General features: G+C 42.7%; 9 protein-coding genes. All 9 read right to left on the bottom strand.

Annotated features, from left to right (window positions below):
• Positions 1 to 91: 91 nt before the first annotated feature.
• Positions 92 to 853: a cyanophycinase gene (locus ACKGJO_RS09165; RefSeq protein ID WP_411323122.1), complete on the bottom strand. Its 762-nt coding sequence runs from the start codon at positions 851 to 853 to the stop codon at positions 92 to 94.
• Between the two features lie 168 nt (positions 854 to 1,021).
• Positions 1,022 to 2,401: a RagB/SusD family nutrient uptake outer membrane protein gene (locus ACKGJO_RS09170; protein WP_411323123.1), complete on the bottom strand. Its 1,380-nt coding sequence runs from the start codon at positions 2,399 to 2,401 to the stop codon at positions 1,022 to 1,024.
• A gap of 45 nt (positions 2,402 to 2,446) precedes the next feature.
• Positions 2,447 to 5,506, bottom strand: coding sequence for a SusC/RagA family TonB-linked outer membrane protein (locus ACKGJO_RS09175; protein ID WP_411323124.1), 3,060 nt, complete (start codon positions 5,504 to 5,506; stop codon positions 2,447 to 2,449).
• A 141-nt stretch (positions 5,507 to 5,647) separates the two neighbouring features.
• Complete coding sequence (locus ACKGJO_RS09180; RefSeq protein WP_411323125.1) at positions 5,648 to 6,523, bottom strand: alpha/beta hydrolase family protein; 876 nt, start codon at positions 6,521 to 6,523, stop codon at positions 5,648 to 5,650.
• A 10-nt stretch (positions 6,524 to 6,533) separates the two neighbouring features.
• Positions 6,534 to 7,358 carry a pseudouridine synthase gene (locus tag ACKGJO_RS09185; protein WP_411323126.1) on the bottom strand — a complete coding sequence of 275 codons (825 nt, stop codon included), beginning with the start codon at positions 7,356 to 7,358 and terminating at the stop codon, positions 6,534 to 6,536.
• Complete coding sequence (scpB, locus tag ACKGJO_RS09190; protein ID WP_411323127.1) at positions 7,355 to 8,149, bottom strand: SMC-Scp complex subunit ScpB; 795 nt, start codon at positions 8,147 to 8,149, stop codon at positions 7,355 to 7,357. Before scpB ends, ACKGJO_RS09185 begins: the two co-directional genes overlap by 4 nt.
• A 129-nt stretch (positions 8,150 to 8,278) precedes the next feature.
• Positions 8,279 to 9,394, bottom strand: coding sequence for a succinylglutamate desuccinylase/aspartoacylase family protein (locus tag ACKGJO_RS09195; RefSeq protein ID WP_411323128.1), 1,116 nt, complete (start codon positions 9,392 to 9,394; stop codon positions 8,279 to 8,281).
• Positions 9,395 to 9,447: 53 nt separating this feature from the next.
• A complete protein-coding gene (locus ACKGJO_RS09200; protein WP_411323129.1) occupies positions 9,448 to 11,370 on the bottom strand; it encodes a CBS domain-containing protein in 1,923 nt (640 codons plus the stop codon).
• Between the two features lie 129 nt (positions 11,371 to 11,499).
• Positions 11,500 to 13,938: a replication restart helicase PriA gene (priA, locus tag ACKGJO_RS09205; RefSeq protein ID WP_411323130.1), complete on the bottom strand. Its 2,439-nt coding sequence runs from the start codon at positions 13,936 to 13,938 to the stop codon at positions 11,500 to 11,502.
• Between the last annotated feature and the right edge of the window lie 70 nt (positions 13,939 to 14,008).

Genomic DNA, 14,008 nt, shown 5'->3' on the forward strand with positions numbered 1-14,008 from the left:
AGGTGTGGTTAGTTTCACATCAAATCAAGTCTTTTATCGAAAATACCTTGTAAAAAGTTTCATTTAAAGGCGTGACTTTACTGATATTTACTTAATGGATGGTAAAAGTATCACCGGCAGTGTAAATATCAAGGTTAAGACCTTCACCTTTCAAAAGTCCGGTTTCTGTTACCGACGGTTCCCCGGTATTGCTGTATACCAGGACCTGAGATAAACCAACGACCTCAGCAATATTATCTCTTACAAAAATAGCCGTTGATTCATCAATTCCTACTCCTTTATGATCCGGATACTCCATGACCGCAGTGATCAGTCGGTTGTTTCGTGCTCTTTTCACAAAATGTTGATCCACAATGATCTCCTCCACAAGACCGAGACCCTCATTCGTGATCAGATTATCCTTTTCAAGGTGGTAAAAGGTTGATGTGTATTCGGGATGTTTTGCCTGATCTCCGGTTATCATGATCCTGCTCATAATTGCAGCTCCGGCACTGGAACCGGATATGACCGCTCCACTTGAATAAGCTTCATAAATCGCTTCTCCTATCTCAGGGTGATCCTCAACTTGCTTCATGAAACGGCTTTGATCGCCACCGGCAATATACATGAAGGCTGCGTTTCGAACAGAATCCAGAGCGCCGGACGTCACACTATCTTTTCTTCCGAGATCAAATGAATACATATTTTCGAAGCCATTATCCCTGAAGGGCTTTTCACCGTAAAAGCCTGATGTGTCCGGATTGAAGCCTGACATGGTTAATACCAAGCCAAAGGCATCGGGATCACTCAGATCTGATTCATCCAGAATACGCTCAATGATCACATCGGGACGACTGCCTCCGCCTATGATCATAAGAGCCCCTTTCTCAGATAAGGGTTGACTCGAATCACAACCTGTAAGAAGTATTAAAAGTAGTATAAATGATTGATAGAAATATTTCATAGATCTGTATTTATTTAAGGACATAAAAAAAGCACCGGAAATCCGGTGCTTTTTAAATTTGTGTTCTATGTTTTCAAATTAGCAGGGAGGACCCTCATAACTAGCATTCTGACATAGATTTGGGTTAGAATCGATCTCACGACGTGGGATCGGTAGTACTAACTTGGGATCGTCATAAGAACGTGCTCCTACAGAGCGTTGGGTTCTCTTAATGTCATGAAGTAATTGCCCTTCAAACATCAGCTCTAGCTTACGCTCTAACAGAATATCATTCAGGTCGAAATCTGTAGGTAATGTGTATGTAGGCAGGTTAACTCGATCTCTCACCTCATTCAGGTCATCGATCGGATCTGCTCCTACATACGGAGCACCTTCACGGTAATTAGCCTCAGCACGAGTCAGATACATTTCTGCTAATCTGATCTGCTGCACGTTGCCGTTCACAGCATTATTCCATTTTCCAGAACGAAATACACCAGCTTCATCCGGATCAGCGTATATTAAATCTAGCCTGTCGTCAGTGGCTTCGTATTCATCCAGATGAGACTGATTTACGTCAACATCACCTCTACTATCTGCGCTGTAAAAAACAAATAAGCTATTTGCTCCATCTTGTGCACTGACCTGCATTGAGAAAATATCCTCAGATGAATTCTCTACGTTATTGAACGCATCAGCATACGTATCTGTCAGCGAATAATTACCAGATGAGATCACGCGATCAGCTTGAATACGTGCATTGTCATAATCTTCCATTTGAAGATACACTCTGGAGAGTACAGCACTCGCTACCATTGAGTTAGCATAATATGAACGTACCGGATTTACATTAGGCAACAGATCTCTTGCATCAGTCAGATCATTAATGACCTGTGTATATACTTCAGCAACTGTAGAGCGGGCAATGTTACTTGACTCATCAATACTTGTTGTTGGAGTTAAAACCAATGGTACTCCGGCCTGATTGTTTGGACCTCCCGCTACATATGGCGTTGCGTACAAACGTATCAGATCAAAATAAATCATGCCTCGGATAAATTTAGCTTCACCTTCTACACGATCTCTTTCATCGCCCTCCAGAAGATCAAGTCCATCCAATGCACTGTTTGTGATGTTGATCGCATCATAGGCATCTATCCATGATCCTGTTGCGTTTCCATTGTCATACTGTTGTTCTTTAAGCCAGATCTGACGCGGACCAAAGAAGGTTCCGGAAAAATCAAACTCATCGTCTGCTGCCAGAAAATCCGGCATCATCAGGAACCAGCCACCATATAGGTCACCGCCTCCCATTGCATCGTAAGCACCTATCAATACAGACTTCACATTTTCTGCATTTGTCAATGCTTCATTAGCATCAATGGACTGCTTTGGAGTGGTATCCAGCAATCCGTCACACGCTGTGAACAGAAAAGCACTTAAGACAAGTGTTCCTGCTATTAATTTTAGTTTTTTCATAATCTTATAAAGTTTTTTTAAAAAAATTGTCTGAATTAACCTGATTTAAAATCCAATATTTATACCAAAGGAAATGGTTCTGGCCTGCGGTGCAGAATAGAAGTCATTACCAATGTTAAGGTTATTAGACAGATCATAGAGGTCAGTATTTACTTCCGGATCCCAGCCTTCATAATCGGTAAAGGTCAGAAGATTCACGCCGGTCATATACACTCTGACATCTCTCAGCTGTAATCTGGACAGCAGGTCCTGTGGCAGGGTATATCCTAAAGTTACAGATTTAAGTCTGAGGTAAGAACCGTCAGAAATATATCTGGAAGAGGGATTACTACCATTGGAACCAAACAAACGTGCTTCAGGAATATCAGTAATGTCACCCGGCTCTTGCCAGCGGTTAAGCTGATCTACGGTTTGATTATCAAAGAAATCACCGTTGGCTGACTGATAACGTCCACCACCATTGTAGATATCATTACCGTATACAAATTGCAGCAACACTCCTAAATCGAAGTTTCTGTAATTGAAGTTGTTTGTCAATCCACCAACAAAATCAGGATTTGGATTGCCGATCACAACATCATTAGCCGCTGAGTAATCGTTGGTAGTTCCGGCACTGTAATCTTTGCCATCCGAAGTGTGTAAATAATAAAGTGCATCACCATTGTCAGGATCTACACCGGCATATTCTTTTCCGAACATCACGGCAATAGGCTCTCCTTCAATAGCACGATTTAAGAAACCTCCTGTTATAACCTGGCCACCTAAATTCGTAACCTTATTTTCATTGAAGGCTATATTAAAGTTGGTATTCCACCTGAAAGCACCTGTAGTATTCTGAGTATTGATCACAAACTCAAACCCTTTGTTTTCCAGTTCACCAACATTTCTCAGCTGTGAGGTATAACCTGTAGTTGCAGGCACATTTACATTCAGCAGGAGATCATCGGTTTTCTTCACGTAGTAATCGATCTCACCACCGATCCTGTCACTGAAGAGAGCAAAATCAATACCAATGTTATACTGTGCGGTACGCTCCCATTTCAGATCCGGGTTAGGAGTCTGGGATGGCACTAATCCGGAGCTTCCGGCATAACCGGTTCCGCCGTAAAGTCCACGTGAAGGGAAGTTACCCACGTTAGAGTTTCCTGTGAGTCCGTAACTACCTCTCAGTTTCAGGAAACTAAGAGCATCCAAGTCACTCAGGAAGTCTTCTTCTGACATGATCCACCCGGCAGAAACTGCGGGGAAGAAACCATATCTGGAATTTTCACCGAAACGAGATGATCCATCCACTCGGGCACTACCTGATAACAAATATTTGTTACTGAATTTGTAATTCGTACGTGCAAAATAAGACAAGTACTTATATTCCGTTTCAGTCGTGTTACCACCGGTAATTTCAGCCGCACTGGCTAACTTTCTAAAACTATCCGTTGGGAAGTTTGTACCGGACACAAAAGTTTGATATCGGTCAGAACTTTCCACCGTCACACCGGCAACAGTGGTTAACTGGTGGTTATCACTGAACTGCTCAGTCCAGGTCAGATAGTTATTCAAGGTGTAGTTTACCAGATTCACCCAGCGGGAATCTCCATAACCATTTGTATTTTCACCCGTATTTGTATTACTGTCAGCAAAGTAATCTTCATTTTGGAAAAGCAGATCCAAACCGGCTTCACTTCTAAACTCCAGATTATCTAAGATCTCGTAGTTTGCATATAGGTTACCAATGTTTCTGAACATTGTTTGGTTATTGTCCACACCCTGAACATGTCTCAGGAAGTTGTAGTACAAAGTATTTTCATTTGGAACATCACTAAAGCCAGCTAATTCTCCGTTCTCAAACTGTGGAGTATAAACAGGAGACAGCGGTGATTGAGCTATAGCCTGTAATGGGGTTGCAAAAGCATTATCATTGGCTACCCGAATATTTTCCGTTCTGGAAAGACCGAGGTTTATACCCACTTCAAACTTATCTGAAGCCGTGTGATCCAAATTCAATCTCGTATTCATACGGTTAAATTCGTTTCCGCGAACAATACCGATCTGATCACTGAATGCACCGGATACAAAGAAACGGGTCTTTTCAGTACCACCGCTTACCTGAACACCAAACTCAGTATTACTGGCATCCTGAAAAGATTCATCCTGCCAGTCCGTGTCGATCTGGCGAGTCTCCCAGTTTGTTCCCTGAGCAAAAAAGTCAAATACAGATTCAGCATAAGTAGTGAGATCACCAAATGGATAGCGTTCAGCAGCCTCAGTGAATAACTCGACATATTCATCGGCATTCAAGAATTCCACACGGTTGGTTTCTGTACTGTAACCTCTTTCGTAGGAAACGTCAATACGGGTCTCACCGGCCTGACCTGATTTCGTCGTGATCAGGATCACCCCGTTCGCCCCACGTGAACCGTAAATAGCGGCTGCTGAGGCATCCTTCAGGATATCTACAGATTCAATATCATCAATATTAAGACTGGCAAGAGGATTTGTATTTGCTCCTAGCGATTGACTTTCTGAGATCACCGGAATACCATCGATCACATAAAGAGGCTGACTACTTGCAGATATGGATGAGGTACCTCGAACACGGATATTGATACCCTGTCCAAGCTTACCGTTACTTTTCTGAATAAATACACCCGAGGCTTTACCCTGTAGTGCAGATTCGAAACTGTTAACAGGTACAGCAGCCAGCTCTTCACTGTTAACACTGGCAATATTACCGGTCATATCCTCACGAACAATAGAACCAAAACCAACAACAACTACTTCATCCAATAGTTGAGTATCAGTTGCAAGTTCTATATCAATGGTTTGGCGACCATTTACAGGAACTTCCTGCCGAACAAAACCCACACCAGAAAATACAAGTGTACCGTTTTGAAATTCATCGCTTGTCAGTTCTAAGTCATATTCACCGTCTAAATTGGTGGCAGTACCTTTATTGGTACCTTCAACCAAAACGGTAATACTTGGTAACGGTTCATTGTCTTCAGCAGAAACTACAACACCGGAAACTGTTTGTGCGTGTAGTGATCCAACTGAAACAAATAGCAGCAACATAAAGCAACTGCTAAGTTGTAGTAGCTTTTTCATCATAACTATTGATTTGTTTGGGTTATTTTTAAGTACACTATACAATACTTTAATTTTTCACTAAATGAAACTGAAAAACTATGGCAAATTAGGTGTAAGCGCTTCTTTTAGAGTCTTTTTAACATTTCAGGTATTTAATATTCTCTATTTCAAATATTCAGTGAACCATCCTTCCGTCCAATCTAATACTTCGGCAAAGGGTTTTGGGAAGTCTTCATCCTCAAATGGGTGTTCAGCTCCATAGGTATGTGTGCCATCGGCAACCAGTCGCAATTCTTTTTCTTTTGCCTCACAGGCAATATGCAATTGCTCTGAATCGGTGTAGGGAACCGATTCGTCATCCCGCCCGTGAATAAACAAAGTCGGAATCCTAAGTTCTTTCACACGTTCCATAGCAATGACCCGCTCGGCATTATTTATGGAGTCTTCGAAAACAACCTTCCCAACTTTCATTTTTTGCCCGGTTCGGCTGTTTTCGATCTCAGTATATCCCTTTTCTTCCCAATCTTTTTTCATCTCGTCTGTCCAGCGATCACGATAATCAGCCGGAGCAGACCATGTAACCAGGCACTGAACCGGGTCATACTCAACGGCAGCAGCAATAGCCGTGTGGCCGCCACGGGAATGTCCAAGCAAACCTATCGCATCTGTATTCAGGTTAGAGTGATTATCTGAGATCTCTCCTTTTTGAAGAGCTTCGATCACCGTTCCGATATCATCCAGATCCTGAGAAAATGTTTCCCTTTTAAAGAGTTCCATTTCCGTGAATTCCGTTTTATTCTCTCCGATACCATTCAATGAAAAATTCATGGCAACTACTCCAAATCCTGCACGGGCCAGTTCTTCACAAACATCAGGAAATGGCCCCCAGTCTTTAAATCCCTTAAAGCCATGCAAAAAAATGATCACCGGAAAACTCAGGTCATTTCTCGAGATCGGTGAATAAAGGTCATACCTGATAGGCAAGCCCTCTGTTGAAGGAACCTGACCGGATGAGATCGAAATACTGCTAACTTCCATAAATATTAATTTATTTTTTCTTATTAAAATCCAAGGTGTCCAGTTTAACCAATTTTCTGAGGTTATTAATTTCATTCTGTCTCAGAAACCTCCAGCGACCCATGGGTACATCCTTCAATGTTAAGCCGGCATATTCTATTCTCTTTAACTTGGTAACGACTGTCCCGTGAAATTCCACCATTCTCCGGATCAAGCGATTCCTTCCTTCAAAAACGGACATCTCAAAAGTATTCGGGTCGTCCATGAACTGCGTGATGTTATAGCCTTTGGCCACTCCATCTTCCAGTTCAATTCCATTCAAATAAGCCTCAAGCTGAGCTTCAGACAGTGGTCTATCAGTGGTGATCAGATATGTTTTTCGGACACTGTAACTTGGGTGCATCAGCCTGTGAGCAAGATCTCCGTCGTTAGTTAAAACCAACAAGCCGGTAGTATTTCTATCCAGCCGGCCAACAGGATACACACGATATCCGGTGGCATCCTCGATCTGATCCATTACTGTTGTGCGGTCTTTTTCATCGTCGGTAGTGGTGATCACATCCTTGGATTTATGCAACAGCAGATACACAAAGGGTTCAAGACTGAGATTCTGTCCATCTACTACAACGGAATCTTTTCGGCGCACCTTGGTGCCTAATTCAGTAGTCACCTGACCGTTGATCATTACCTTACCGGCTGAGATGTACTCATCAGCTTCTCTTCTTGAACAGAATCCGGCATGTGCAATAAACTTGTTCAACCGGATCTTCTCATCCTGTGAGTAGTTTTGATCTACTGTTTGTGCTTTCTTATTATCTGCTTTGTTCTTGTGCTTTCTCTTTCCGTCTTTACTCATTCTTCCTCGTTGGCGTCACTTTCATTATTCTTATTAACTTCTTCATCGGGCTCATCCGACACTTTATCATTGCCTTCTTTTTGAACCGATCCTTCATCCTCTTGTTTCTCTTCAAGCATTTCTTCAACAATTCCTTGCAGGGGATGGGAGTCTTCCTCATCCATTTCATCGATCATTAACTGCCTTTCCATTAACAACTGACGGTGTTCCGCCATGTCATCATCCTTCAGTATCTCGTCTATCTCACGGGGTTTTGGTAGTTCGTCTACTGAATTGATCCCAAAATGCCTCAGAAAATGCTTGGTGGTTCTATAGAGCAGTGGTTTCCCGGGGCTGTCTGCCCTTCCCGATACCTCGATCAGGGCTTTTTCCATGAGCTGCCGCAGTATGTAACCGGAATCAACTCCTCTGATCTGATCCACTTCCGGCTTGGTGATAGGTTGACGGTAAGCCACAATAGCCAGAGATTCGATGGCAGACTGAGATAACTTGCGATAGGCATTTTCGTGCTGAAAGATACTGAGCCAGTAGTGATACTTTTGTTCGGTCACAAAGGTGTATCCCCCTCCCAGCTTCTGAATCCGGAAACTCAGCTGGTTTTCATCATATCTCTCATTCAGTTTATCTACAAATTCCGAAACAGTTTCTTCCGTGATCTCGATCTGTTCTTCATTTTCGACAATGATCTCACGGATCTTGGATCCGTTAATGGGTTCGTCACTTGCAAATATCAGTGCCTCAATAACTGACGATAAACGGGTTCCGTCAATAAATTCATAGTCATTCTTCATTATGAAGTATCAAAAATTGTTCAAAGGTTTTATCACTAAAATCAGTCTATAAACATACACAAAGTGTAAGCCACCCGACAAAAATATTTTATGATTTTAATACAGTGAAGCTCATGACTGATTTCAAGGCTAACGTTTGTAGCAGATAAGAGTATAAGGACTTTGCTTGATGACCCTGTATCCCATTAGGTGAAAGACCTCTTTCACAAAGAATCTGGCAACTTTAAGATCAACAGTATAGACCCTTTTACCTTCTTTCTGAACACCAGGCAGGAAGTGCAGGTAATTATTTATAAAAGAGTCCCGTAATTTAGAAGATAATTCAAGCCAGAACGCAGATCTTCCCCTTAGAATAAAAAAGCCATCATTTCCTTTGGTCTGATACAACGGCATAAAGATCAAACCACTTTGGGGAGCATAGACAGGTTCACCTTCATCATAAGCCAATAGATCTCCTTTATAAATAGAATCAAAATTCATGAATCCTTTTTTCATTTTAAACCGGGAAGCATCATCCACATAATGGTGATAGCTGATCTCATAATAGCTGTCTTCTATATCCGGGTTTCCCTTCATCATTTTCTCATAATAATGGATCTCCCTCGCCTTTAATGTATAAAACTGTAAGTGATGCAGATATAACCACAGAAATGCTTCGGTCCTATCAAGAGAACTTTTTGCTTCATGCTTACCTGCCTCAAATCCAATAGCCGGATAACCAAGATCATTAATGTAACTCAAAAGAGTACCATGGATGGTTTCTTCTATTCCTAATATTTGCGGAACCGGGAAGTAACTCGCACTTTTTCGGTTTTCAAGAGTATCATTAAATAAGATAAAGGCACAGCTTTCAGCTGATGTAGTATGCAGATCGATAAAAGTAAGTTCCTGGGTCACAAAACGGTGTTCGTTAACAATTTCAGTAAGAACATCGAACAATTCCTGTGCTTCACTCCATTCTGAAGAAACATCATCGTTTTCTTTAAACTCGCCTTCTGAAACTTCATTCCAGATACGGTTCAGGTCCCGATCAAGAAATCGTACACCTTTTCTTATTGCTTTAAGGTTACCGCTGATCATGTACACGGATCCCTTAAGCTTATCTGTGGTTTTGGAAAGTGATGTGGCTAATCTCCTTGAAGCATACAAACCGGCCAGCTCATTGCCATGAATCGCAGAAAAAATTACAACAACCGGACCGGTATCTTTTTTGTGGCTCCATATGACCCGGTCAACTTGTTCCATGTCAAATGTTTCATCTTCATTCTTTGCTAAAATTGTCTCTTCCTGCAATGCTTTTATTCTGTTTTATTTTCCAAAGTTTTCAGCAACCGGATAGTGATATTCATAAAATTGCCTTCCGTAATAATACCAACTAATCTGCTGTTCTTAACAACCGGTAAACACCCTATCTCCTGATCTTTCATAATTGCCATGGCCTCCATGATTGAGGCTTCAGGATGAATGGTAATGGGGTTCTGGATCATGACATCTGACACCGTTTTCGAGCCGGTATCGTTTACTTTTTCTTCTGTTTTTGAATATTCCCGGAGTAACTGGCGCATTGTGATCAACCCAATAAGGTGTTTTTGATCATCCTCAACCGGTAAGTATCGGATCTTTCGCCAATCCAGAAGATTCGCTACAAACTCAAGTATATCATCTTTTCGAACGGTGAAAAGATCGGTGGTCATAAATTCCTCTACCATCAGTTTAGATGGTTTCCAATGCTCCAGGTCTTCCACACGGGCCAAGCCCCATTTGTGAACCGGTTCTCCTTTATTCTGATTCTTGATCATTGCATTGGCTATGGCAGATAATGCCTGTTCCTTATTCCCTTCTTTGAGCAGCTTACCGTACGATTTAACCATCCAGTACGATCCGGTCTGAGCAGCGTCGGCCCGATCCTCAATAATGCTCAGATAGGTGTCAATATCAGAGGTGTCTATGTTCGCCTTTTTAAGTCCATTTCGGGCAATGGGTAACAACTCATCTTTGATCAGGTCAACGGCTGTAATCTTCCGATCTTTCGTCCATACAAATTTTGTATCCAGCCCCATTTTTGATGCCGCAAAAAAGTTCATGCGGGCATTGTCAAAATCCATCTCCTGAGTAATATCAGGATACTCATCCTCAAAGCCATTCAACAAACCTAACCAGAATGCAGCGTTTGCAACCTCATCTACAACGGTGGGTCCAGACGGCAGAACACGGTTCTCTATTCTAAGGTGCGGTTTTCCATTACTGATACCATAACAAGGTCGGTTCCACCTGTAAACTGATGAATTATGAACTTTTAGTGCCATCAACTCAGGTGTTTTACCCTCTTCCATAAGTTTTTCAACTTCTTCTTCGATCTCAGCACTTAGCATAACCCGATATCTGGAGATGTCTTCTTTATATATATCGAGGATACTGTTCTCAAGCCATTGGTTACCGAAGGTCACCCTGGGACTCGAATCCCGCAAGTGTTCTCCAACCTGCCTTGTATCGATAGATTGATGGAAAAGAGCCACTCTTGTTTCTGCCCAAAGTCGTTTTCCAAACAGGATCGGAGAGTTGACTGCCGCCGCAAGAACCGGAGCCGTAACAGCCTGTGCAATGTTATAGCGATTCACAAATTCAGATGGTTTTACCTGTAAATGGACCTGAAACCCGGTATTGCAGGCCTCAAGCAAAGGGGAATCAAACTTCATAAGCAGCTCATCCATCCCTTGTATACGAAGCTCAAACTCTTTTCCTCTTAGTTTGTTGATGGCCTCACAAAGAGCTTCATACCTCTGAAGCGGAGTCAGATTCTCAATGTCCAGATCCATTTTACGGATGGTTGGCAGAATGCCCGTCAGTAAAATATCCCCACCCATTTCGCGTACGGTCTTTCGAACATGATCAACTTCTTTATGCAGGCTATTTTCCATCTGAGACAAGCAGTCGCCGCGAAACTCCAGTGGATCCATGTTGATCTCCAGATTAAAAAGGGCAAACTCAGTGGTATAATTACCCTCTCCCAATGCATCCAGAACTTCCATAGACTTTGGAAATACCTTTCCGTGAGCATCCACCATGCACAGTTCCTGTTCGGCCCCGATCCTAAGGACATCCGTTTCGAACCAGTTTTCATCATGCATTTTTTGTAATGCACGCAGATCTCGAAGCACATGCTTCATGAAGGTCTGCATCTCTTCATTATTGTCAGCAAGCTTAACGCGCTCTTCTCCCATTTTCTGATAAATTTAAGTGGTGTAGAACTACCCCCTTAAATACCAACTTTGGCGGGGTATTTGCAAATTTTTTAGACGAGTTATTTATCCAGCGGTTTAACCTATTTCAGTTACGCAATATTATGCCATTTACTGAATAGCATCTACATTAACATTTATCCTGACTGAGGACCATTTGCCTTTTGACGCACCTTCATAAACCTCTAAAACCTTATCCAATAGCATTTCGATGTAAGCTCCTCCTTTTTCAGGCTCAATTTTAAGAGTCACTTCCCACAGGTATTTTCGGTTGAGCCATGGAATTGCTGACGGTGAGGGTCCTAAAACCGGAACATCCGGTACAACCTGCTCTGCGGACCTTTTCAGGGTATGAGCCGCCATATTCACCTTTTGTTCATCAGATGATTTTAGTTCAAATTTTATCAATCTTGAATAAGGTGGATAATATAAGGGTTTCCTGAATTCCATTTCCTGACGGGCAAAACCTCTGTGATCATGTTCTTTGGCAAAGATAAGCGCAGGATTTTCAGGCTGGCGGGTTTGAAGGAATACTGTTCCGGGTTTATCACCCCTGCCGGAACGCCCTGAAACCTGGCTTAGAAGCTGATACATTCGTTCAGTGGCCTGAAAAGATGGAAACGCAAGTTCCGTATCCGCATTCACAACCCCGACAACGGTTACATTTGGGAAATCAAGTCCTTTGGCCACTAACTGGGTTCCGATCAGGATATCTGCCTTACCGTCTCCAAACTCCTTAAGAATGCGTTCATGTGCTCCTTTTCGAGATGTTGAATCCCGGTCAAAACGAATGACATTGGCTTCCGGAAATAGTGTTTCAAGCTGTTCTTCCACATTCTGTGTGCCCGACCCCTGTACTTTAAGATTTGGAGAGCCGCAGTTTTCACATTGTGTATCCTTTCGCCGCGCATAACCGGTGTAGTGATCCATTAGCAAATTTTTGCGCTTGTGAAAGGTCAGGCTAACCGAACTCTCCGGACTTTCAGGAATATGCCCACAGTCTTCACATTGCAAATAACTGGCGTAGCCCCTTCTGTTATAAAGAAGGATGATCTGTTCATTCCTCTTCAAAGCTTCTTCCATTGCAATGTATAGCGATGCCGCAAATTCACCTTTCATTGCTTTGCCTTTATACTGCTTTAAGTCTACGATCTCAACCTCAGGGAGTACGGCATCGGCATGGCGATCTTTCAACTCCAGCATCTCACATTTATCCTTGGCGGCCATATTCAGTGCCTGCATGCTTGGTGTAGCCGTTCCCATGATCACCACAGCAGCATTCATTCTAGCTCTCACAATAGCAGTTTCACGTGCATGGTATCTGGGCGCCGGGTCCATTTGCTTATAAGAGCTGTCGTGTTCTTCATCCAGGATGATGATCCCTAAGTTCTGAACCGGAGCAAAAACGGCAGATCGTGGTCCGATAGCGATCTTCTTCTTTCCTTGATCCAGATCTTTCCAAGCTTGCAATCTTTCTGCGGCTGACATCCGGCTATGCAGCAAAGCGATCTCATCTCCAAATATCCGGTAAAACCTTGATACCGTTTGTGGCGTCAGCGCGATCTCCGGAACCAACACTATCCCCCCTTTTCCACTTTCTACCACCTGCTTCAGGGCATGGATGTAAACCTCCGTTTTCCCGCTTCCTGTAATACCAAACAGCAGGTAGTTGGCAAATTCATTTTCCTGAATAGACGATCCGATCTTTTCAAATGCGTTTTGCTGATCAGTATTCAGAGTTTTTATGGAATCGGGATCATGATCCAGATTTTCAATATCTGACTTCTTATCAACTTCCCTGAATGTGATCCAGTTTTCATCCTGAAGTTTCCTCATACTGTATGAATTGAAAAGAGGATCATCGGGAAGATCGGACTGGCGAACCGGAATCAACCTTGAGATCTCAGCCAGTGCTTTGGTCCACTTCAGGGATTCATTCACCTCTTCACTGTTCAAATATTCCTTGGCCCCCATCTTTGATTTATTATCAGCCCAGATCCACTCCCGCTCTGTTGAAACCGAAACTTTCATATCCGGCTCTTCCCAGATCTCAATCTTCTTGGCCTTCAGTAACTTGCTTAACACCTGATTCAATCCCGTTCCCTTCCAGCGTTTTTTGGCCTCATCCAATGTGGTTTTATTTTCCCTGAGTTCTGAGATGATCTCCCTCTCTTCATCACTCAGGTTTTCATCATCACATTTCTCTGCCACATTCAAATATTTTCTTGAAACGAAATTCAAGCCTGCCGGTAAAGCTGCCTGGATGGTTTCTCCCCAACTGGCGTAATAGAATTTTGAGATCCACCCGGTCAGTTCCAGCAATTCCTTGGAAAGCAGAGGCTGCTCATCCAGGATCTTCCGAACGGGTTTGGTTTTAAAGGAAGGGATTTGATCATGTACCCGAACTATAACCCCGATCGCATAATAATTTCTGAAGGGGATCCATACCCGCTGACCTTCCTGAACACCACGCTCAAGCTCATCGGGAACATGATATGTAAACTGCCTGCGAACAGCCGCCGGAAGAGCAACATCAACAAAGGTGGACAAAACTGCTGTTCCTATTTGGTTGGATTTAAAATTGAACAGAAAGCTTATTCAATTTCATTGCGCGAATCAA

This window comes from Gracilimonas qinghaiensis (assembly GCF_046602855.1).
Taxonomy (GTDB): Bacteria; Bacteroidota; Rhodothermia; order Balneolales; family Balneolaceae; genus Gracilimonas.

Excerpts from the sequence above, each read along its gene's own strand:
- ACKGJO_RS09165 (WP_411323122.1), bottom strand. The coding sequence starts at position 853 with ATGATCATAGGCGGAGGCAGTCGTCCCGATGTGATCATTGAGCGTATT.
- ACKGJO_RS09170 (WP_411323123.1), bottom strand. The coding sequence starts at position 2,401 with ATGAAAAAACTAAAATTAATAGCAGGAACACTTGTCTTAAGTGCTTTT.
- ACKGJO_RS09175 (WP_411323124.1), bottom strand. The coding sequence starts at position 5,506 with ATGATGAAAAAGCTACTACAACTTAGCAGTTGCTTTATGTTGCTGCTA.
- ACKGJO_RS09180 (WP_411323125.1), bottom strand. The coding sequence starts at position 6,523 with ATGGAAGTTAGCAGTATTTCGATCTCATCCGGTCAGGTTCCTTCAACA.
- ACKGJO_RS09185 (WP_411323126.1), bottom strand. The coding sequence starts at position 7,358 with ATGAGTAAAGACGGAAAGAGAAAGCACAAGAACAAAGCAGATAATAAG.
- scpB (WP_411323127.1), bottom strand. The coding sequence starts at position 8,149 with ATGAAGAATGACTATGAATTTATTGACGGAACCCGTTTATCGTCAGTT.
- ACKGJO_RS09195 (WP_411323128.1), bottom strand. The coding sequence starts at position 9,394 with ATGGAACAAGTTGACCGGGTCATATGGAGCCACAAAAAAGATACCGGT.
- ACKGJO_RS09200 (WP_411323129.1), bottom strand. The coding sequence starts at position 11,370 with ATGGGAGAAGAGCGCGTTAAGCTTGCTGACAATAATGAAGAGATGCAG.